This is a genomic window from Pseudomonas sp. MDT1-16, assembly GCF_054898115.1.
Genome location: NZ_CM142717.1, coordinates 1,113,846 through 1,135,228, shown reverse-complemented (window position 1 = coordinate 1,135,228; position 21,383 = coordinate 1,113,846). Strand labels below are relative to the sequence as shown.

18 protein-coding genes, 1 other RNA gene and 1 pseudogene are annotated in these 21,383 nt (G+C 57.9%); 11 read left to right on the top strand and 9 right to left on the bottom strand.

The features are described from left to right. Positions 1–207 precede the first annotated feature (207 nt). From dapB to grpE, 4 genes are all read right to left on the bottom strand, one after another. Entirely contained in the window at positions 208–1,014 is an 807-nt protein-coding gene (gene dapB / locus ACYZT3_RS05025) for a 4-hydroxy-tetrahydrodipicolinate reductase (protein ID WP_282374960.1), read from the bottom strand. Positions 1,015–1,023: 9 nt separating this feature from the next. Further along, positions 1,024–2,148, bottom strand: coding sequence for a molecular chaperone DnaJ (gene dnaJ / locus ACYZT3_RS05020; RefSeq protein WP_462031633.1), 1,125 nt, complete (start codon positions 2,146–2,148; stop codon positions 1,024–1,026). Positions 2,149–2,602: 454 nt separating this feature from the next. Further along, positions 2,603–4,519 carry a molecular chaperone DnaK gene (dnaK, locus tag ACYZT3_RS05015; RefSeq protein ID WP_131060791.1) on the bottom strand — a complete coding sequence of 639 codons (1,917 nt, stop codon included), beginning with the start codon at positions 4,517–4,519 and terminating at the stop codon, positions 2,603–2,605. Between the two features lie 102 nt (positions 4,520–4,621). Continuing rightward, the gene (gene grpE / locus ACYZT3_RS05010) at positions 4,622–5,188 is read right to left on the bottom strand and encodes a nucleotide exchange factor GrpE (protein ID WP_282374947.1); all 567 of its coding nucleotides are present in this window, start codon (positions 5,186–5,188) and stop codon (positions 4,622–4,624) included. 241 nt (positions 5,189–5,429) lie between these two features. Here grpE and recN point away from each other — a divergent pair, with 241 nt between their 5' ends. Further along, positions 5,430–7,103 carry a DNA repair protein RecN gene (gene recN, locus ACYZT3_RS05005; RefSeq protein ID WP_282374946.1) on the top strand — a complete coding sequence of 558 codons (1,674 nt, stop codon included), beginning with the start codon at positions 5,430–5,432 and terminating at the stop codon, positions 7,101–7,103. A 75-nt stretch (positions 7,104–7,178) separates the two neighbouring features. Here recN and fur read toward each other — a convergent pair whose 3' ends face one another. Continuing rightward, positions 7,179–7,583, bottom strand: a complete 405-nt coding sequence (fur, locus tag ACYZT3_RS05000; protein ID WP_003197684.1) for a ferric iron uptake transcriptional regulator — start codon at positions 7,581–7,583, stop codon at positions 7,179–7,181. A 97-nt stretch (positions 7,584–7,680) separates the two neighbouring features. Here fur and ACYZT3_RS04995 point away from each other — a divergent pair, with 97 nt between their 5' ends. Then, positions 7,681–8,208 carry an outer membrane protein assembly factor BamE gene (locus tag ACYZT3_RS04995; RefSeq protein ID WP_462031632.1) on the top strand — a complete coding sequence of 176 codons (528 nt, stop codon included), beginning with the start codon at positions 7,681–7,683 and terminating at the stop codon, positions 8,206–8,208. A gap of 61 nt (positions 8,209–8,269) precedes the next feature. On the opposite strand, the gene ACYZT3_RS04990 is transcribed toward ACYZT3_RS04995, so the two are convergent. From ACYZT3_RS04990 to ACYZT3_RS04980, 3 genes are read right to left on the bottom strand one after another with little or no spacing between them, the layout of a single operon-like run. Then, positions 8,270–8,584, bottom strand: a complete 315-nt coding sequence (locus tag ACYZT3_RS04990; RefSeq protein ID WP_282374942.1) for an RnfH family protein — start codon at positions 8,582–8,584, stop codon at positions 8,270–8,272. Beyond that, positions 8,577–9,011, bottom strand: a complete 435-nt coding sequence (locus ACYZT3_RS04985; RefSeq protein WP_282374940.1) for a type II toxin-antitoxin system RatA family toxin — start codon at positions 9,009–9,011, stop codon at positions 8,577–8,579. Before ACYZT3_RS04985 ends, ACYZT3_RS04990 begins: the two co-directional genes overlap by 8 nt. A gap of 7 nt (positions 9,012–9,018) precedes the next feature. Continuing rightward, positions 9,019–10,422, bottom strand: a complete 1,404-nt coding sequence (locus tag ACYZT3_RS04980) for a sodium-dependent transporter (protein ID WP_282374938.1) — start codon at positions 10,420–10,422, stop codon at positions 9,019–9,021. A 119-nt stretch (positions 10,423–10,541) separates the two neighbouring features. Between ACYZT3_RS04980 and smpB the strand changes: the two genes are divergently transcribed. Then, a complete protein-coding gene (gene smpB / locus ACYZT3_RS04975; RefSeq protein ID WP_008149046.1) occupies positions 10,542–11,024 on the top strand; it encodes an SsrA-binding protein SmpB in 483 nt (160 codons plus the stop codon). Between the two features lie 69 nt (positions 11,025–11,093). Here the strand turns inward: smpB and ACYZT3_RS04970 are convergent, their stop codons facing one another. Then, a complete protein-coding gene (locus ACYZT3_RS04970) occupies positions 11,094–11,861 on the bottom strand; it encodes a GntR family transcriptional regulator (RefSeq protein WP_282374935.1) in 768 nt (255 codons plus the stop codon). A 262-nt stretch (positions 11,862–12,123) separates the two neighbouring features. Between ACYZT3_RS04970 and ACYZT3_RS04965 the strand changes: the two genes are divergently transcribed. From ACYZT3_RS04965 to ACYZT3_RS04930, 8 genes and pseudogenes are all read left to right on the top strand, one after another. Continuing rightward, positions 12,124–13,818: a lactate permease LctP family transporter gene (locus ACYZT3_RS04965; protein ID WP_462031631.1), complete on the top strand. Its 1,695-nt coding sequence runs from the start codon at positions 12,124–12,126 to the stop codon at positions 13,816–13,818. A gap of 146 nt (positions 13,819–13,964) precedes the next feature. Then, complete coding sequence (locus ACYZT3_RS04960; protein ID WP_282374931.1) at positions 13,965–14,789, top strand: (Fe-S)-binding protein; 825 nt, start codon at positions 13,965–13,967, stop codon at positions 14,787–14,789. After that, positions 14,786–16,240: a LutB/LldF family L-lactate oxidation iron-sulfur protein gene (locus tag ACYZT3_RS04955; RefSeq protein WP_462031630.1), complete on the top strand. Its 1,455-nt coding sequence runs from the start codon at positions 14,786–14,788 to the stop codon at positions 16,238–16,240. The genes ACYZT3_RS04960 and ACYZT3_RS04955 overlap by 4 nt, the downstream gene beginning before the upstream one ends. Further along, positions 16,240–16,911 carry a LutC/YkgG family protein gene (locus tag ACYZT3_RS04950; RefSeq protein WP_282374926.1) on the top strand — a complete coding sequence of 224 codons (672 nt, stop codon included), beginning with the start codon at positions 16,240–16,242 and terminating at the stop codon, positions 16,909–16,911. Before ACYZT3_RS04955 ends, ACYZT3_RS04950 begins: the two co-directional genes overlap by 1 nt. Beyond that, on the top strand, positions 16,908–19,718 hold the full coding sequence (locus ACYZT3_RS04945; protein WP_462031629.1) for an FAD-binding and (Fe-S)-binding domain-containing protein: 2,811 nt from the start codon (positions 16,908–16,910) through the stop codon (positions 19,716–19,718). The genes ACYZT3_RS04950 and ACYZT3_RS04945 overlap by 4 nt, the downstream gene beginning before the upstream one ends. Positions 19,719–19,849: 131 nt before the next feature. After that, positions 19,850–20,137: a hypothetical protein gene (locus ACYZT3_RS04940; RefSeq protein ID WP_282374922.1), complete on the top strand. Its 288-nt coding sequence runs from the start codon at positions 19,850–19,852 to the stop codon at positions 20,135–20,137. Positions 20,138–20,235: 98 nt separating this feature from the next. After that, positions 20,236–20,629: a transfer-messenger RNA gene (gene ssrA / locus ACYZT3_RS04935) on the top strand. Positions 20,630–21,036: 407 nt separating this feature from the next. After that, positions 21,037–21,245, top strand: a pseudogene (locus tag ACYZT3_RS04930) (hypothetical protein); the annotation flags it as partial. Positions 21,246–21,383: the final 138 nt, after the last annotated feature.

Here is a 21,383-nt window from a genome sequence, read left to right as displayed (position 1 = left end):
CGGAGTGACGTATGGACACGTCACCCCGCTTCTTCACCGAATAATTCTGCGCGCTTTTAGTGGACACACTAAAGCTGTAGCTTACAGAAAAAGGCATTTTTGGTCTACCGCCAATGAGCCTTAAAGGCCGGGGAATGCGACAGGACGTCGCTTGGCGTAATAAAACCGGGTCCAAACAGTGTGTTGGAACCCGGTTTCGGGCGCATCTTAACGCAGATCGAGCACGTCTTGCATGTCGTAAAGACCCGGATCACGACCCTCCAGCCACAACGCAGCACGTACCGCGCCCTTGGCGAAGGTCATGCGACTGGAAGCTTTATGCGTGATCTCCAGTCGCTCACCCTCACAAGCGAACAGCACCGTATGATCGCCAACCACATCACCACCACGAACAGTGGAAAAGCCGATCGTTTCACGCTCACGCGCACCGGTGTGGCCTTCTCGCCCGTAAACCGCAACCTTTTGCAGATCACGATCCAGGGCGCTTGCGATGACCTCGCCCATGCGCAGGGCCGTACCTGAAGGCGCATCGATCTTGTGCCGATGATGAGCCTCGATGATTTCTATATCCGCCTCATCGCCCAACACACGAGCCGTCATATCGAGCAGCTTCAGCGACAGGTTCACACCCACACTGAAATTGGCTGCGAACACAATGGGAATGTCCTTGCCCGCCTCCACCAGCAACTGCTTCTGTGCAGCGTCCAAACCGGTAGTGCCGATCACCATGGCCTTGCCCGTCTTGCGGCAGAACGCCAGGTTTTTCAGCATGACTTCCGGGAGTGTGAAGTCGATCAGCACGTCGAACTCATCAGCCACCGCCTCCACATGACCGGACAACGGCACGCCGATACGCCCAAGCGAAGCCAGTTCACCGGCATCCACGCCAATCAGCGTGCTGCCGGGGCGTACGATGGCTGCCGTCAGACCGGTCAGCGGCGAGCGTTGCTGCACTGCCTCGACCAGGATCTTGCCCATGCGCCCGGCAGCGCCCATCACAGCTATACGTCGCATGCCGACTCCTTACAAATCGCCAAAGAAGCGCTTCACGCCTTCGAACCAACCGGTGGTTTTAGGCGAATGGCTGTTGTCATCCGCCAGGGAGCTGCGGAACTCTTCCAGCAACTCGCGCTGACGACGACCCAGGTTGACCGGGGTTTCGACCGCCACACGGCACATCAAATCACCAGCACCGCCGCCGCGCACTGGCGCAACGCCCTTGCCACGAACACGGAACTGCTTGCCGGTCTGAGTCCCCTCAGGGATTTTCAGTTTGACTCGACCATCGAGGGTCGGAATCTCCAGCTCGCCACCCAGCGCAGCATCGACAAAACTGATCGGCACTTCGCAGAACAGGTGCTTGCCGTCGCGCTGGAAGATCGCGTGCTCGCGCACGTTGATCACCACGTACAGGTCGCCAGTCGGACCACCCTGAGCACCCGCCTCGCCTTCGCCGGACAGACGAATGCGATCACCGGTATCGACACCGGCCGGCACTTTCACCGAGAGGGTTTTGTACTCTTCGACACGGCCTTGGCCGTGGCAGGAATCGCACGGATCGGAAATGATCTTGCCCTGACCATGGCAGCGCGGGCAGGTTTGCTGCACCGAGAAAAAGCCTTGCTGCATGCGCACCTGGCCGATACCGCCGCAAGTCGGGCAGGTGATCGGCGCGGAGCCTTTCTTGGCACCCGAACCGTCGCACGGCTTGCAGTTGACCAGTGTCGGAACACGGATATTCACGGTCGTACCGCGCACCGCCTCTTCCAGGTTCAGTTCCAGGGTGTAACGCAGGTCGCTGCCGCGCTGAGCGCCGCCACGAGCACCGCCGCGACCGCCGCCGAAGAAGTCACTGAAGACATCACCAAAGATATCGGAGAAGTTCTGACCGCCAAACCCGGCACCACCGCCGCCCATGCTCGGGTCGACACCGGCATGACCATACTGGTCATAGGCGGCGCGCTTGCTGGAATCGGACAGTATTTCGTAGGCCTCGTTGGCCTCTTTGAACATATCTTCCGACGCTTTGTCATCGGGATTACGGTCCGGGTGGTGCTTCATTGCCAGGCGACGGTAGGCCTTTTTCAGGTCCGCTTCGCTTGAGCCGCGCTCAACACCCAATACTTCGTAATAGTCACGCTTTGCCATAAGTCTTTGCACTCTTAAGGACGTTCGGCAAACCTCTCCTGAGCCTCGCCAAACTCGTTGAGCCCCAATACAGGCCCGGACCCAACTCACGTCAATTCAACGATCCTGGTCTTTGATTCAATGCGGTACTTTCGGCTCGAAAAGCAGGAGCATTCCCGGCCATACCATCAGCACCCAGGGGCGACCTGTATGGCTGGTTTGTTAATCAATTTCGGCGCCCGAAGCCCATAGCCTGCGTTGCTGCTCCTCGCCATAGCGAGCTATGACTCGTCACAGCGCCTTGGCTTTGGACTTCGGGCATCCGAACTTGATTTAACAAACCAGCCACACAGCCCGCCTTGTCGCATGCTGTAAAAATTCGCTAACTCCAGACATGCCAACGCGGGAGCAAGCTCCCGCGCGGCGACATCCTACCAGTCACCGCCTGAAGGCAGTCAACCGGGCGACCAACAACTTACTTGTGGTCTTTGACTTCTTCAAACTCAGCGTCGACAACGTCGTCAGCCTTTTCAGCTTTTTCGTCGTGCGGTGCAGCGCCTTCAGCTGGCTGAGCCTGCTCGGCGTACATTTTCTGAGCCACTGGCGCGGAGACTTTCGACAGTTCTTCAACTTTGGCGTCGATAGCAGCCTTGTCGTCACCTTTGACGGCGGCTTCCAGGGCAACTACTGCGGCTTCGATTGCAGTCTTCTCTTCAGCGGTCACTTTGTCGCCAGCGTCAGCGACCATTTTGCGCGTCGAGTGAACCAGAGCATCGCCCTGGTTACGAGCAGCGGCCAACTCTTCGAACTGGCGATCTGCGTCGACGTTGGCTTCAGCATCGCGAATCATCTGCTGAATCTCTTCCTCGGACAGACCGGAGTTAGCCTTGATCACGATCGACTGAGTCTTGCCGGTAGCCTTGTCTTTGGCGCCTACGTGCAGAATGCCGTTGGCGTCGATGTCGAAGGTCACTTCAATTTGTGGTACGCCACGTGGCGCTGGCGGAATCTCGGCCAGGTCGAACTTGCCCAAAGACTTGTTCTGAGCAGCTTGCTTACGCTCACCTTGCAGCACGTGAATGGTCACAGCGCCCTGGTTGTCATCGGCAGTCGAGAACACTTGCGACTTCTTGGTAGGAATCGTGGTGTTTTTCTCGATCAGCGCAGTCATCACGCCACCCATGGTTTCGATACCCAGGGTCAGCGGGCTGACGTCGAGCAGCAAAACGTCTTTCACATCACCGGCCAATACTGCGCCCTGGATAGCAGCACCCATGGCAACGGCTTCGTCCGGGTTCACGTCTTTACGTGCTTCTTTACCGAAGAACTCGGTCACCAGCTTCTGAACCAGTGGCATGCGGGTCTGACCGCCCACCAGGATCACGTCGTTGATGGCGCCAATGTCGATGCCGGAGTCTTTCAGAGCGATACGGCAAGGTTCGATGGTGCGTTGAACCAGGTCTTCTACCAGCGCTTCGAGCTTGGCGCGGGAGATTTTCACGTTCAAGTGCTTAGGACCGGTGGCGTCTGCAGTGATGTACGGCAGGTTCACGTCGGTCGAATTGCTCGAAGACAGTTCGATCTTGGCTTTTTCAGCGGCTTCTTTCAGGCGCTGCATGGCCAGCGGGTCACCTTTAAGGTTCATGCCGCTTTCTTTCTTGAATTCGTCGACGAGGTAGTCGATCAGACGAATGTCAAAGTCTTCACCGCCCAGGAATGTGTCGCCGTTGGTGGCCAACACTTCGAACTGGTGCTCGCCATCGACTTCAGCGATTTCGATCACGGAAACGTCGAAAGTACCGCCGCCCAAGTCATAAACGATCACGGTATGATCGCCTTTCGCCTTGTCCATACCGTAGGCCAGAGCGGCTGCAGTTGGTTCGTTGATGATACGTTTTACGTCCAGACCAGCAATACGACCGGCGTCTTTGGTCGCTTGACGCTGACTGTCGTTGAAGTAGGCCGGAACGGTGATCACCGCTTCAGTCACTGGCTCGCCGAGGTAGTCTTCGGCAGTCTTCTTCATTTTCTTCAGAATTTCAGCCGAGATTTGTGGCGGCGACATTTTCTGGCCGTTCACTTCAACCCAAGCGTCACCGTTATCAGCCTTGGCGATTTTGTACGGGACCATCTTGATGTCTTTCTGTACGACTTCTTCGTCGAACTTACGACCGATCAAACGCTTCACCGCATACAGGGTGTTGTGCGGATTGGTCACTGCCTGACGCTTGGCCGATTGACCCACGAGGATTTCACCATCGTTGGCATAAGCGATGATCGACGGCGTGGTGCGCGTGCCTTCAGCGTTTTCAATAACTTTGGCTACGCCGTTTTCCATCACGGAGACGCAGGAGTTGGTAGTCCCCAGGTCGATACCGATAATTTTGCCCATGTTCACTCTCCCGAAACTTTGGATTTGGATGCCGCAGCAGTGGTGGCTAACTGCGGTAGCACTTAAACGCTTGACTTCTAAATGGGGGCCTTGCGGCTAATTTCAAGCCTGCTCGTCAATCGAAGGCGAAACCGGCGCCGGGGCCTTGCTGACCACGACCATGGCCGGACGCAGCAGGCGACCGTTGAGCTGATAGCCCTTCTGGAACACCTTGAGCACGCTGTTCGGCTCGACGTCGGCGCTTTCCTGCATGGCCATTGCCTGATGCTGAACGGCATTGAACGGTTCGCCATGCGGATCAATCGCTTCCAGCTGATAACGCTTCAGAGTGTCCTGGAACATTTTCAGGGTCAGCTCAATGCCTTCACGCATTGGACGGATGCTTTCGTCATCCGGATTGGACAACTCGAGACCGCGCTCCAGGCTGTCGATGATCGGCAGCAAGTCACCGGCGAATTTTTCCAGCGCGAACTTGTGAGCCTTTTCGACATCCTGCTCGGCGCGACGGCGGACGTTCTGCAGATCAGCCGCTACACGCAAAGCCTGATCATGAGCGCCAGCCAATTGCTCTTCGAGCACTTGAACACGAGTCGCCAGTTCATCACCCGAATCCTGGGCAGCCTGATCGGTGTCTAGATTTTGCGTATCCACTGTCTGTTCGTCAGCCATAGATTTCTCCTTTCAATATCGTCCGCGAGCTCAACTCGCGCTTCTGCCCAGCTATATGGGGCCGCAAAATTCAGCTTCAAGGGGCGCTTATTGATTAACCCTACAAAAAACAGCTGCATTGTCATTCCCGTGCGCACTAAGGATTTCGTCGGATCAAGCAAATCGAGCTAAAGCAGGGCATTGTCAGCCAGAAACAAAACACTGTATAAATAACCAGACCTAAAGCCTGGGAGCGGCCTTTATGCTGGTGCACCTGTCCGTACATAACTACGCCATCGTTGAACATCTCGATCTCGAACTCGATCGCGGGATGAGCGTGATCACCGGGGAGACCGGCGCCGGCAAGTCGATCATGCTTGACGCCCTGGGCCTGACCCTGGGCGATCGTGCCGACAGCGGCGTGGTCCGTCCTGGCGCAGACAAGGCCGATATCCTGGCAACCTTCGACCTGGTCGATATTCCGGAAGCCAGCGCCTGGCTGGCCGAGCGCGACCTGGAGAGTGACGGCCCATGCATCCTGCGCCGGGTGATCACCGCTGAAGGACGCTCGCGCGGCTACATCAATGGCACGCCTTGCCCCCTCGGCGATCTCAAGGCCCTGGGCGAGTTGCTGATCGACATCCACAGCCAGCATGAACACCAATCTCTGCTCAAGACCGACACGCATCGCCGCCTGCTCGACGAATACGCCGGCGCAACGGACCTTGCCCGTCAGGTGCACCTGGCCGCCCAACGCTGGCGTCAGACCCGCCAGGAACTGGAACGCCTCTCCAATTCCGGCGACGAACAACGCGCTCGCCATCAATTGCTCAGCTATCAACTCGAAGAACTGGAAAACCTCGGCCTCGGCGAAAACGAGCTGGAGCAGCTGGAACAGGAACACAAGAACCTGACCAACGCCGAAACCCTGCTGGGCATTTGCCGGCAAGTAGTCGAGCAATGCAGCGAAAGTGATTCCGGCAATGTGCTGAACGCCCTCACCGCCAGCCTCAACCGCCTTTCGAGCGTCAACAATTCGATTGGGGCCCTGGGCGAGGCCAGTAGTCTGCTGACCAGTGCGCAGATCCAGGTCGAAGAAGCCGTGGGGGAACTGAACCGCTTCCTTGATAACTTCGACGCCGATCCAGCGCGTCTTCAGTATTTGGAGGAACGCCTTGATGCGATCTACACCATGGCGCGCAAACACCGTATCCAGCCGACCGAAGTGGCCGAGATGCAGCAGCGCTTGCTGGATGAAATTGAAACCCTGAATGCCAACGACGAATCCATCGAGCAACTGAGCGATGAACTGGCCTCCTATGCCCGTCACTATCAGGAGAAGGCTCGTGAGCTGAGCGATTTACGCCATCAGGCGTCGAGCAGCCTGGCTAGCGCCGTGGAGCAGGAAATCCAGCGACTGGGCATGCCCGGCGGTCGCTTCACCATCGAACTGCGCCCCAACAGCAGCGATGAACTCCTGCCCAATGGACTCGAGCAGGTAGAACTGCTCGTGAGCGCCAACCCGGGGCAACCGCTGAAAGCGTTGGCAAAAGTTGCATCCGGCGGCGAGCTGTCACGGATCAGTCTGGCGATTCAAGTGATCACCGCACAGACCTCGCGTGTACCGACCTTGGTGTTCGACGAAGTGGACGTGGGCATCGGCGGCCCGACCGCCGAGATCGTCGGCCAGTTGCTGCGTCGACTGGGGGAGCGCGGGCAGGTTCTGACGGTCACTCACTTGCCGCAAGTTGCGGCGCAGGGTCATCAGCATCTATTCGTACACAAAGTGCGCGGTGAGGATGCCACTCACACAGCCGTCTCCAAACTGAGCAAGAATGATCGTGTCGAAGAAGTGGCGCGGATGCTGGGAGGCATCGACCTCACCAAGGAATCCCTGGCTCATGCCAGGAAAATGGTCGTCACTGCGAAAATTTAAGACCGACAGAAAGCACGAAGGCGACCCTGGGGTCGCCTTCGCTCGTTTCGCGAACCTTAAGTTCGCGCGACATGCTTACTTTTTCTTGCGCACGTACAGTACAAGGTTGTGATCAACCATCTCGAAGCCATACTTGTCGACGATTGCCTTCTGCAGACGCTCGATTTCTTCGTCGAAGAATTCGATCACTTCACTGGTCTCGACGTTGACCATATGGTCGTGATGCTTGCCGTCGTCCAGCTCGAAGACCGCATGGCCCCCGTCGAAGTTGTGCCGCACCACAAGGCCAGCTGCCTCGAACTGAGTCAGAACACGGTAAACCGTGGCCAGACCGACGTCCTCACCAGCCTCCATCAGCGCCTTGTAGACATCCTCGGCACTCATGTGGCGTTGCTCGGCGGAATCGAGCATTTGCAGAATTTTGACCCGTGGAAGGGTCACTTTGAGGCCGGCTTTGCGTAGTTCGCTATTTTCAACCATGGTCAGCTTTCTCGCGATGCTGCTTCGCAGCTTCTCTTAATGCGGGTATGATCGGCGTTTACGTTGTCCCAGCCAAGATAGTGGAAGTCGCCCACCGATGCAAAACACCAAGCTCTTGCTAACCAGTTTCACCTTTGTGGGACTGCTCGCACTCGCCGGTTGTTCATTCCCCGGGGTTTACAAAATCGACATCCAGCAGGGCAATGTCGTCACGCAGGACATGATAGACCAGTTACGCCCGGGAATGACCCGTCGGCAAGTACGGTTTATCATGGGCAACCCGCTGCTGACTGACACGTTCCATGCCGATCGCTGGGATTACTTGTATAGCCTGCAACCCGGTGGCGGTGAACGCCAACAGGAACGCATTAGCGTTATCTTCAACCCTAATGACCAACTTGTCAGCCTCTCTGGTGATTTCATGCCAGGCGTGAGCCGGGACGAAGCCATTCTCGGCAAGGACAGCGGCACTGAAGTTGCTGCGCCAGCAGAAAACGCCGAGAAGCCGAAACCGGAAAAACCGGTCAAGCCAGGTTCGTTGCTGGATCAGATCCAGAAGGACGTCGACGGTGTAGAAACCGTTCCAGTCCCGACTCCAGAACCTCTGGAAACCTCGCCGCAATAATTTGCGACGCAATAAAAAACCCGGCATGTCCGGGTTTTTTATTGTCCAGCATTTGAGCGAATCACTGATTCCGGGTTTTGGCCTCAGCAGCTTTGGCAGCACGCAACCGGCGAACCTCTTTCGGATCAGCCAGCAATGGCCGGTATATTTCGATGCGATCACCCGCCTCGACAGGATGATTGCCTGGATCTGCGACCACTTTGCCGAAGATCCCTACCGGGCAATCGGCCAGATCCAGCTCCGCAAACGCCTCGCCGACACCTGACTTCAGCAAAGCCGCCCGCACGGTTGTTCCTGCCGGCACCGTCACCGACAGAAGCACCTGACGATCAATGGCGGCATAGACCACCTCAACGTCGATCACGACCTCAACCATGCATCTGTTTGGCGCGCTGGCAGAAGGCATCCACCAGCGTATTGGCCGCCTGATTGAACAACGGCCCCAAGGTAGCGCGAACAATCGGCCCGGCGTAATCGAACGACAGGTCCAGACTGATCTTGCAGGCCTTTTCCCCCAACGGCTTGAACACCCAGACGCCATGCAACTGGTTGAACGGACCTTCCTCGAGGTTCATCTCAATCGAATGCCCGGGCACCAAGCTATTTCGAGTCACGAAATGCTGACTGAGCCCCCCCTTGGCCACACCTACGCTGGCACGCATATGCTCAGCAGAGCTTTCGAGCACTTCGGCCGTCGAGCACCACGGCAGGAATTCCGGATAACGCGCCACGTCGTTGACCAGGTCATACAGCGCTTGCGCCGGGTACGGCAGCAAGGCCGAACGTTGAATGTGTGTCGTCATGTCAGCGTCACTTCCACAGCTGGGCGGCAAACACTACGAGAATGCCGATGGGCGCCACATAGCGCATCAAGAACAGGGACAGGGCGAACAATACCGGGCTGCGAATCGACAACTCGTCGCGTACCGCCTCACGGCCCATCACCCAGCCTGCAAACACCACGAAACACAAACCACCGAGTGGCAACATGATCCGCGAGGTGAAGAAATCGATTACACCAAAGAAATCCAGACCGCCCGCCGCACCCCATTGATAGAGGTGGAACAACCCGCCTTCGTTCACGAAAAATTTGGCTTCCTTCCAGATATTGAAGGAGAACACCGTGCCCAGTCCGACGAACCAGCAGGTGAATGCCAGCCAGAAGGTGACCCACGCGCGGCTGACTTTCGTGCGTTCAACCAGGTAAGCCACCATCGGTTCGAGCAGGGAAATCGCCGAACTCCAGGCGGCAATCGCTACCAGCACGAAGAACACTACGCCCATCAGTTGACCGAACGCTACGTTACCAAAGGCAAAGGGCAGGCTGACGAACATCAGGCCAGGGCCTTCGCTCGGGTTCAGGCCCGCGGCAAACACAATCGGAAACAATGCCAAACCGGCCACCAGAGAAACGAAGGTATCGAGCAGTGCCACGCCGACGATGGTGCCGGAAATCGACGAGTTCTTTGGCATGTAAGCGCCATAGATCATGATCGAGCCGACGCCCACGCTCAGGGAGAAGAAAGCGTGCCCCATGGCGGGCAGCAAGCCGTCGAGTACTTTTTCCGGGTGAAAGTCGAACATAAAATGCACGCCTTCCATGAAATGCCCGGTGGTCATGCTGTAACCCAGCAGCACCAGAATCATCACAAAGAGAAGCGGCATCATGATCCGCAGACTACGCTCAAGCCCGGCAACGACGCCTTTGGCGATGACCACTGCCGACAGCAGCATGAAAATCGTGTGCCAAAGTGTCAGGCGCCATGGATCGGCGATTACATTGCCGAAATACGCGCCAACCTGATCAGGCGTTACACCCTGAAAGTCACCACGGCCCATGTCGATGATGTAATCCAGCGACCAGCCGCCGACCACACTATAGAAAGACAGGATCAGCAACGCCGTGACCATCCCGGCAAACGCCCCCCAGGACCATTTACCCGAATGCCCGGCTTCCAGCGCCAATACCTTCAAGGCGTTGGCCGGACTCTGTCGCGCGCGACGGCCGATCAGGGTTTCGGCCAGCATGACGGGCACACCGATCAGCGCGATGCAGGCCAGAAACATCAGCACAAAGGCGCCGCCACCATAGACGCCGACCATGTACGGGAATTTCCAGATACTACCCAGGCCCACGGCCGAACCGGTCGCGGCGAGTATGAAGACCCAGCGGCTAGCCCAACTGCCGTGGACAGAAACCTTGTCTGTCGACATCGTTATCACGCCCAAGCGTTCAAAAAAAGAGGCCGCATTGTCCGGGATTCAATCAACCTGCTCAAGCACGTAGCGACACCGTAGCCGACTTGCTTGCAACTCCCTATAATGCCGCCCCTATGGCTAAACAGAAGAAACACCCAACAGGGACCATCGCGCAGAATAAAAAGGCGCGACACGATTACTTCATCGAGCATAAGTTCGAGGCTGGTCTGGTCCTGGCCGGCTGGGAAGTAAAAAGTCTGCGGGCAAGCAAGCTACAACTGGTTGACAGTTACGTACTGCTCAAGGATGGCGAAGCTTGGCTGCTCGGCAGTCACATTACGCCCCTGATGACCGCCAGCACCCACGTCATCGCTGATCCGACCCGCACCCGGAAATTGCTGCTCAACCGGCGCGAACTGGAAAAGCTTGCCACTGCCGTGCAGCAAAAAGGTTACGCCTGCGTGTGCCTGTCCTGGTACTGGAGCAAGCACATGGTCAAGTGCGAGATCGCTCTGGGCAAGGGCAAGAAGGAATACGACAAGCGTGATACCGAACGCGAACGCGACGCCGGTCGCGAGTTGCAGCGTGCGGTGCGAAACAAGGGCAAGGAAGATTAATCTTCCGGCCTGATGATCGCTCCCACGTCGAGGCGTCGAACCGTCTGCGTGGGAACGATTGATTTCCGACTAAATCCCCTTGCGCCGCTCCGCCCGAGCCATGCGCTGCACTTCCTGACGCACTTCTTCCAGCACTTCCTGCACATACAAAATGTGTCGGCTGGAGACTTCTCGCGCCTGCTCTGCCCTTCCTTCGATAATCGCCAGGTACAACTCACGATGCTGAGTGATCAGCATGTCGCGGGTTTCGGTGCGCTGTTTGTACATCCCGCCGATATTGGTCACCACGTTGCGCTTGAGCAGGTCGAACAACCCACGAATGGTGTGCAGCAACACCGCGTTGTGACTGGCTTCAGCAATCGCCAGATGGAATTTCGCATCCGCCGCGCCCTCTTCCGCACGGCTCACTTCATCATGACGCGTATAGCAGTCCTGCAATTCGTTGAAGGCCGCGGTCAGCCGCTCGCGGTCAACGTCCGTTGCGCGCAACGCTGCGTAATAGGCACAGGAGGCTTCCAGGGTGTGGCGAAATTCCAGCAGATCGCGCTGCGCTTCAGGGTTGCTTTCCAGCAGATGCAGCAGCGGATCGCTGAAGGTTGACCCCAGCGACTCCACCACGTAATTGCCGCCACCCTGGCGACTGACCAGCAAGCCCTTGGCCGCCAGTTTCTGAATCGCTTCGCGCAACGAAGGGCGTGACACGCCAAACTGCTCGGCCAACGCACGCTCGGCCGGCAAGCGCTCACCCGCCTTCAGCGTGCCCTCGAGAATCATCCCCTCGAGTTGCTCGACAATATCGTCAGACAAACGGCGCTGACGAATCTGATCAAACCCCATAATTCAATTCTCCACGATCCCGACGACTCGCCGGGCTCTCTATTCTGGCCTATCAGCGCTATGCCAGCACCTACCAGACGGCATTTGATCGGGTGGATCACCTGCACGCCACAGCGCCTATTCGACAAAAGTTTTAGGACGCCAAATTGACACACCGCCTACAAGGCTTTTACCCTAGCCAACAGCGATTGTAAATTGGTATTACCAATTATCCAAGAACGCTGACCAGTGCCTGACCAACAACAATTAGGGGCCACCCCATATGCAAACCTGGCAACAGCTCTATTCCCCGCTCGGCAGTCTCGGCGTGTCCGCGCTCGCGGCCGTTATCCCCATCGTGTTTTTCTTCCTGGCATTGGCCGTGTTCCGGCTCAAGGGACACGTGGCCGGCAGCATCACGCTGGCCTTGTCCATTGCTGTGGCGATCCTTGCCTTCCAGATGCCGGTCGACATGGCCTTCGCCGCCGCCGGCTATGGCTTCGCTTACGGCCTGTGGCCGATTGCCTGGATCATCGTGGCGGCGGTGTTCCTCTACAAACTGACGGTCAAGAGTGGTCAGTTCGAAGTGATCCGCAGCTCAGTGCTGTCGATCACCGACGACCAGCGTCTGCAAGTGCTGCTGATCGGCTTTTGCTTCGGTGCCTTCCTGGAAGGTGCAGCCGGATTCGGTGCGCCGGTAGCGATTACCGCCGCACTGCTGGTAGGTCTGGGCTTTAACCCGCTGTACGCCGCTGGCCTGTGCTTGATCGCCAACACCGCGCCGGTTGCCTTCGGCGCCCTGGGGATTCCGATCATCGTCGCCGGGCAAGTGACCGGAATCGACGCCTTCAAGATCGGCGCCATGACCGGCCGTCAACTGCCGCTGCTGTCGTTGTTCGTGCCGTTCTGGCTGGTGTTCATGATGGATGGCCTGCGCGGCGTGCGGGAAACCTGGCCGGCAGCACTGGTCGCCGGTCTGAGCTTTGCCGTCACCCAGTACTTCACCTCGAACTTCATCGGCCCGGAACTGCCGGACATCACCTCGGCCTTGGCCAGCCTGATTTCCCTGACGCTGTTCCTGAAGGTATGGCAGCCGAAACGCGCAGCGGGCCAACACATCGTCGGCGCGGTCTCGGCTTCCGTGGTCGGCGCCAGCGCCGGCGGTTTCGGTCAGCCGCGCAGCACCGTGGCTTCGCCCTACAGCCTCGGTGAAATTCTCAAAGCCTGGTCACCGTTCCTGATCCTCACCGTGCTGGTCACTATCTGGACCCTGAAACCCTTCAAGGCAATGTTTGCCGCTGGCGGGTCGATGTACAGCTGGGTGTTCAACTTCGCGATCCCGCACCTGGACCAAATGGTGATCAAGGTCGCACCGATCGTGGCCGCCCCGACCGCCCTTCCGGCGGTGTTCAAACTCGACCCGATTTCCGCGACCGGCACGGCGATCTTCTTCTCCGCGCTGATCTCGATGCTGGTCCTGAAGATCAATGTCAAAATTGGTCTGACCACTTTTAAAGAGACCTTCTACGAGCTGCGCTGGCCGATTCTGTCCATCGGTATGGTGCTCGCCTTCGCCTTCGTCACTAACTATTCGGGCATGTCATCGACCATGGCGCTGGTTCTGGCAGGCACCGGTGCAGCATTCCCGTTCTTCTCGCCGTTCCTTGGTTGGTTGGGCGTGTTTCTGACCGGGTCCGATACCTCGTCCAACGCACTGTTCAGCTCGTTGCAAGCGACTACTGCACACCAGATCGGCGTGAGCGATGTGTTGCTGGTAGCGGCGAACACCAGCGGCGGCGTGACCGGCAAGATGATTTCGCCGCAGTCGATCGCGGTGGCCTGTGCCGCGACCGGTCTGGTGGGCAAGGAATCGGATCTGTTCCGTTTCACCCTCAAGCACAGCCTATTCTTTGCAACGATCGTCGGCCTGATCACCCTGGCTCAGGCCTATTGGTTCACCGGCATGCTGGTGCACTAAGAACTACAAGCAGCACGGAAAAAACCGACGCCGGACCACGACTCCGGCGTCAGCTATTCACAACCCGGTCTGTAAGGCTGCTGAAAGCTTCCCTCTCTATACTCAGCAGCCTCAACGGACGGATAACCGGCCGAGAGACCCGCCTGATGAGCGAGCAATTTTATAACGCTGTGCAGAACGCGACCCGCGTCGCCCCGCCAGTGCCCGAGCCTCGGCAATACCCCAGCAAAAAACCGTCACGGGTCTACCTGTTCGGAACCTGCGTGGTGGATTTGTTCTACCCGGAAGCCGGGATGGATGCGATTCATCTGCTGGAACGCGAAGGCATTCGTGTCGAGTATCCGCAAGGGCAAAGCTGCTGCGGGCAACCGGCCTATACCTCGGGTTACACCGAGCAGGCAAGGACCGTGGCGCGCTCGCAACTGGCGCTGTTTGCCGGGGACTATCCCGTGGTGGTGCCGTCAGGATCGTGTGCCGGCATGTTGCGTGAACACTATGCCGACTTGTTCAAGGATGAGCCGCAAATGCTGAAACAGGTTCAGGCTCTGGCCGCCCGGACCTACGAGTTGGCCGAGTTCCTGTTGTTTGTCTGCAAGGTGCAGTTCAAGGACAGTGGCACACCTGTGAAAGTGGCACTGCATACCTCGTGTTCGGCACGTCGTGAGATGAATACCCACCTGCACGGCCGTGAGTTATTGGCGCAGCTGAGCAACGTGGAGCGAGTCGACCACAGTCATGAAAGTGAATGCTGTGGCTTCGGTGGGACTTTCAGCGTCCGTATGCCGGACATTTCCGGCGCGATGGTGGCTGACAAGACCCGATCGTTGAAGGAATCCGGCGCGCACAAGGTACTGAGTGCCGACTGTGGTTGCCTAATGAACATCAACGGCTCGCTGGAGAAACAGAAGGAAGCGTTGCGCGGCCAGCATCTGGCCAGTTTCCTCTGGCAGCGTACCGGAGGCGCCCAATGAACGCTTCCGCGATTATTCCTACGGTTGCCGTAGAAGAAGATTTTCGCACCCGGGCTCACAAGGCGTTGGGTGACAAGCAACTGCGAAATAACTTTCGCACTGCGATGGATTCACTGATGACAAAACGGGCAGCGTCCTTCAGCGATGCCCACGAAAGAGAACATTTGCGCGCGCTGGGCAATGCTGTCCGCGCCCGTGCGTTATCCAAGTTGCCTGACCTGCTCGAGCAGCTTGAACAGAACCTGACCCGCAACGGTGTGACAGTGCACTGGGCGGAAACGGTGGACGAGGCCAATGGCATCGTCCTCTCGATCATCCGCGCTCACGAGGGGCGGCAAGTGATCAAGGGCAAATCGATGGTCAGCGAAGAGATGGAAATGAACCATGTCCTCAAGGCTCAAGGCATTGAATGCCTGGAGTCGGACATGGGTGAATACATCGTCCAGCTCGACCACGAAAAGCCTTCACACATTATTATGCCGGCGATCCACAAGAATGCCGGTCAGGTCGCGTCCTTGTTCCACGACAAACTTGGCGTGGAGTACACCAAGGACGTTGACCAACTCATTCAAATCGGTCGCAGAGTCTTGCGGCAGAAATTCTTCGAAGCAGACATCGGCGTCTCCGGCGTCAACTTCGCCGTGGCTGAAACCGGCACCTTGCTGCTGGTGGAAAACGAAGGCAACGGACGGATGACCACTACGGTGCCACCGGTGCACATCGCCGTCACCGGCATCGAAAAAGTCGTGGAAAACCTGCGCGACGTGGTGCCGCTCTTGTCGCTGCTGACCCGTTCGGCCCTGGGCATTCCGATCACCACCTACGTCAACATGATCTCCGGACCACGCAAAGAGCATGAGCTCGACGGTCCTCAGGAAGTGCATCTGGTGTTGCTCGACAACGGTCGCAGCCAAGCCTTCGCCGACAGCGAATTACGCCAGACACTGAACTGCATCCGTTGTGGCGCCTGTATGAATCATTGCCCGGTCTACACCCGAATCGGCGGCCACGCCTATGGGGAGGTTTACCCTGGGCCTATCGGAAAAATCGTCACTCCGCACATGGTCGGCCTGGCGAAAGTCCCGGACCACCCGAGCGCCTCGTCGCTGTGTGGCGCCTGCGGTGAAGTCTGCCCGGTAAAAATTCCTATTCCGGCGTTGCTGCGTCGCCTACGGGAAGAGAACGTCAAAGCCCCGGACAGCCCTCATCAAGTCATGCGCGGCCAAGGCAGCAAATATTCGCGCAAGGAACGCTTTATCTGGAACGCCTGGGCCAAGCTCAACAGCTCGCCGACGCTCTATCGCCTGTTCGGCTTCTTCGCCACTCGCCTGCGTGCCCTAGCACCGAGTAACGTTGGTCCTTGGACGCAAAACCACAGCGCACCGAAACCCGCTGCCCGCTCACTGCATGACATGGCCCGCGAGCATCTGGCCAAACAGGGAGAACACTGATGAGCGCCAAGCAAAATATCCTCGCCAAGTTGCGGAACAGTCTGACCGGCACCACACCGGTGCCTGACGAGTTCGACGTCGAGCTGGTGACAGCGCCGTACACCTACACCGCTGAGCAACGCATCCCACAACTGCGCAAACTGATGGAAGCGGTGCACACCGAAATACATCTGACGTCTGTCGATGGTTGGCCAGAGTTGCTGGCTCAGTTACTGCGGGATCGTACGATACCGAGCCTGTTGATCGCACCGACTACACCTCACGGTCAACGTATCACTCAGCATTGGGCGAAAAATCCTGACCTGCCCACGCTCAAAGCCTACGACCGTCCGGTTGAAGAATGGAAAGCCGAGCTGTTCAACGACACCCCGGCGAGCCTGACCACCACCCTCGGTGCAATCGCCGCGACAGGTAGTCTGATTCTCTGGCCGACGCGGGAAGAGCCGCGCCTGATGAGTCTGGTGCCGCCGGTGCATTTCGCCCTGCTCAAGGCCAGTGAAATCCGCGATAACTTCTATCAGGTGCAGCAGGAATTCGAGTGGGCCCAAGGCCTGCCGACCAACGCCCTGCTGGTGTCCGGCCCGTCGAAAACTGCCGACATCGAGCAGGTCCTGGCCTATGGCGCTCACGGTCCGAAAGACCTGGTGGTTTTGATTCTGGAGGACCAATGAGTCTACCGGCGGCTTTTCTGAGAGATGCACATCAACTGATTCCCCAAGAGCGCCGTTTCGATGATCCGCTGTCGACCTTGGCCTTCGGCACCGACGCCAGTTTCTACCGGCTGATTCCGAAACTGGTGATTCGTGTCGAGTCCGAAGATGAAGTCGTGGCGCTGCTCAAACTCGCGCAACGGGATCAGGTCCCGGTGACCTTCCGCGCCGCCGGCACCAGCCTGTCCGGCCAGGCCATCAGCGATTCGGTGCTGATCGTTCTTGGGGATAACTGGAACGGTCGCGAGGTTCGCGGTCAAGGCACACAAATTCGTCTGCAACCGGGCGTGATCGGCGCGCAGGCTAACACCTGGCTGGCACCGTTCGGACGTAAGATCGGTCCGGACCCGGCCTCGATCAATGCCTGCAAGATCGGCGGCATCGTCGCCAACAATGCCAGCGGCATGTGCTGCGGCACGGCGCAAAACACTTATCACACGTTGGCTGGCATTCGTCTGGTGTTGGCCGATGGCAGCCGTCTCGACACCGAGGATGCAGCGAGTGTTGCAGCGTTTCGTGAGAGCCACGCTTCGCTGCTTGAACATCTGGCGAGCCTGGGTCGCGAGACCCGCGCCAATGCCGAATTGGCAGCAAAAATTCGCCACAAATACCGTCTGAAAAATACCACCGGCCTGTCACTCAATGCCCTGGTGGATTTCGACGAGCCTGTGGATATCTTGAGCCACTTGCTGGTGGGCTCCGAAGGCACCCTCGGGTTCATCAGCGCGGTGACTTACGACACCGTGATCGACCACCCGAACAAGGCGTCGGCGTTGATCGTGTTCCCGGACGTGGAAACCTGCTGCAACGCCGTTACCGTGCTGAAAAGCCAACCGGTGTCGGCCGTGGAACTGCTGGACCGCCGCAGCCTGCGCTCGGTGCAGTACAAACCCGGCATGCCGGCTTTCGTACAGCAACTGTCGAACAATGCCTGCGCCTTGCTAATCGAATCCCGCGCCGCATCCTCCACATTGCTACAGGAACAACTGGCGCACATCATGGCGTCGCTGACCTCATTCCCGGTGGAAAAACAGGTCGACTTCACCGAAGATCCGGTGGAAAACGCCCGCCTCTGGGCGATCCGCAAGGACACCTTCCCCGCCGTCGGCGCCGTGCGTAAAACCGGCACCACGGTGATCATCGAAGACGTGACCTTTCCAGTGGAACAACTGGCCATCGGCGTGAATCGGCTGATCGAGTTGTTCGACAAACATCACTACGACGAAGCGATCCTTTTCGGACACGCCCTGGAAGGCAATCTGCACTTCGTCTTCACCCAAGGCTTCAACAACCCGGAAGAAGTCGCACGCTATCAGGCGTTCATGGAGGACGTCGCGCAGTTGGTGGCGGTGGAGTTCGGTGGTTCGCTGAAGGCTGAACACGGCACCGGTCGCAACATGGCGCCCTTTGTCGAACTGGAATGGGGCAGCGATGCCTACCGGTTGATGTGGCAACTCAAGCGCCTGCTCGACCCGAACGGCATTCTCAACCCGGACGTGGTGCTCAGCGAGGATCCGCAGATCCATCTCAAACACCTGAAACCGTTGCCGGCCGCCGACGAGATTGTGGATAAGTGCATCGAGTGCGGGTTCTGCGAACCGGTTTGCCCGTCGAAAGGCCTGACCCTGAGCCCGCGCCAGCGCATCGTGATCTGGCGTGATATTCAGGCGAAGAAACGTGCAGGTGTGGACACCACCGAGCTCGAAGCCACTTACGAATACCAAGGTATCGAAACCTGCGCCGCCACCGGCCTCTGTGCGCAGCGTTGCCCTGTAGGAATCAACACCGGCGAGCTGGTGAAAAAGCTCCGCGGCCGGAAGGCAACTCATACGAAAACCGCCCATTGGCTGGAAGGTAATTTCGCCACTGCGCTGCAAGGCGCACGTTTCACCCTGCACGTGGCCAACGGCGCGCGGATGCTGTTGGGGGCGCCACGATTGGCAAAGCTTTCGGCAACGTTGACGCGTTTATCCAAAGGTCAGGTCCCGCAATGGACCAACGCCATGCCGCAACCGGAAAAAGCCATTCGCTTCAGCCCGACCGTATCGGACGAACGCCCTCGCGTGGTGTACCTGGCCGCCTGCGTGTCGCGGGCAATGGGCCCGGCGGCGGGTGATAAAGAGCAAATGTCGCTGTACGACAAAACCCGTGGGCTACTGGAAAAGGCCGGTTACCAAGTGGTCTTCCCGGAGAATCTGGACAACCTCTGCTGTGGTCAGCCATTCGCCTCCAAGGGTTATGCCGAACAGGCCGAACACAAACGCCAGGAACTGATCGGCGCGTTGCTGCACGCCAGTCGCGGCGGGCTCGACCCGATCTACTGCGACACCAGCCCGTGTACGTTACGGCTGGTTCAAGACCTGGGTGAAGTGCGACTGGACTTGTACGACCCGGTGCGTTTCATCCGGACGCATTTGATGGATCGACTGGATTTCTCGCCGCAGGAAGCGTCAATCGCGGTGCACGTCACCTGTAGCACCCAGCATTTGGGCGAGAGCCAGGCGTTGATAGATCTGGCGCGCAAGTGCAGTAAAAACGTGGTGATCCCAGAAGGTATTCACTGCTGCGGATTTGCCGGCGACAAAGGTTTCACCACGCCGGAGCTGAATGCCCATTCGCTGCGCACGCTCAAGGATGCGGTGCAGCAGTGCAGCGAAGGGATTTCTACCAGTCGTACCTGTGAGATTGGTCTTACGCAGCACGGCGGAATCGACTACCACGGTCTGGTCTATCTGGTGGATCGGGTGACTCAGGCGAGGGGGATCTGAAGAAAAAAATAGAACCCTGACGTGCCGCCGTAGTCCACTGATCAAGCCCCACAACTGTGGGGACTTCCCAAAACTCGGCAGCCCGTCCTGATGGCCAGCGATGCCTGGACCCTCAGTTCAAGGAGATTCACATGAAACGCTCTGTACTGTTAGGTCTGTTCGTTACTGCCTCGCTGATGGCGTCCACCTCGTTTGCGGCCGGCGGCTCAGAAGATCTCTGTGAAACCAACCTGCAGACCATCGCCAATGCCAAGTCACAAATTCAGGCACCGGAAATCAGTGCCCGTGTCGAAGCCAGCGTCCAGCAAGCCAAGGCCCACCAGGCGATGAACACCAAGGAAGGCACCGAGAAGTGCATATCGGAAACCACCCAAACCATCCAGGAAATCCAGAACGCGAGCAAAGGCGGTAAAACCTGATAGCCGCTCAAGGCCAACCTTCGGGTTGGCCTTCTGAGCCACGTTGGCGTACACTGCGCAGGCTTGTTGCTCACTTTGATTCACAGAGCAATGGGCTCGGGGCCGTTTAGGATTCGACGCCGGTTGCGAAACTTTAGGTGCATGCCGAGTTGGTAACAGAACTCGTAAATCCACTGTTGCAACTTTCTATAGTTGCCAATGACGAAACCTACGGGGAATACGCTCTCGCTGCGTAAGCAGCCTTAGCCCTTCCCTCCTGGTACCTTCGGGTCCAGCAATCATCAGGGGATGTCTGTAAACCCAAAGTGATTGTCATATAGAACAGAATCGCCGTGCAGTACGTTGTGGACGAAGCGGCTAAAACTTACACAACTCGCCCAAAGCACCCTGCCCGTCGGGTCGCTGAGGGTTAACTTAATAGACACGGCTACGCATGTAGTACCGACAGCGGAGTACTGGCGGACGGGGGTTCAAATCCCCCCGGCTCCACCACTATCCTTGCACAGCGCCCCATTCGTGGGGCGTTGTGCTGTCCAGGGCTAGCGTTTCAGCTAGTGCGCCACTGAGGTGTGACATTCAGGTGAGGCATTTCCGGTGCCTACCATGCAGCGCAACCCTTCTTGTCTGACTCTCAACCGCCACGGAACCTTCTACTTCCGTCTTGTTATTCTCAGCACCTGCGCTTGCTCCTTAACGGCCGACGTGAAGTCAGACGGACACTCAAAATAGATAGCCTAACGTTGGCCCAGCTGACGTGCGCGGCAGTATGCTGCTCGTTACCAAGCAGCCTTTGACAAAGTGACGAACGTGATAGAACGGGACGAACTGGGCTTTCAGAGGACGACTACACCGAGCAGCTGGATCTGATGCCGGATTTTTCCAGCCCGACAAGCGCAGACAAGCCCGAGCATCAGTTGCGGCACAGCGAAGAGAGCGGTGACTATGGCCTTGACCCGGCGATTGCGGCTGGCAGTGACAAAGCCCTGCCCCCGAGAAGAAGCGCTTGTCGGAGATCATCCAGGCGCTCAACGACATCTTTGGTGCCGAAGTGAGCGACGAAGACCTGCTGCAATTCCTCACTGGCATCACCAATCGCATCAGCCGCCAGCCATTATCGGCTGTGACCGCAGAAACGAATAGGTAGGATCGAGGAATTCACTCAGCTGATGGGCTTGCAACATGAAGCTCATGTTTCACCATCCAACACCCGTTTTCGCATCATCCACAGGTTCACCAAGGGAAACAA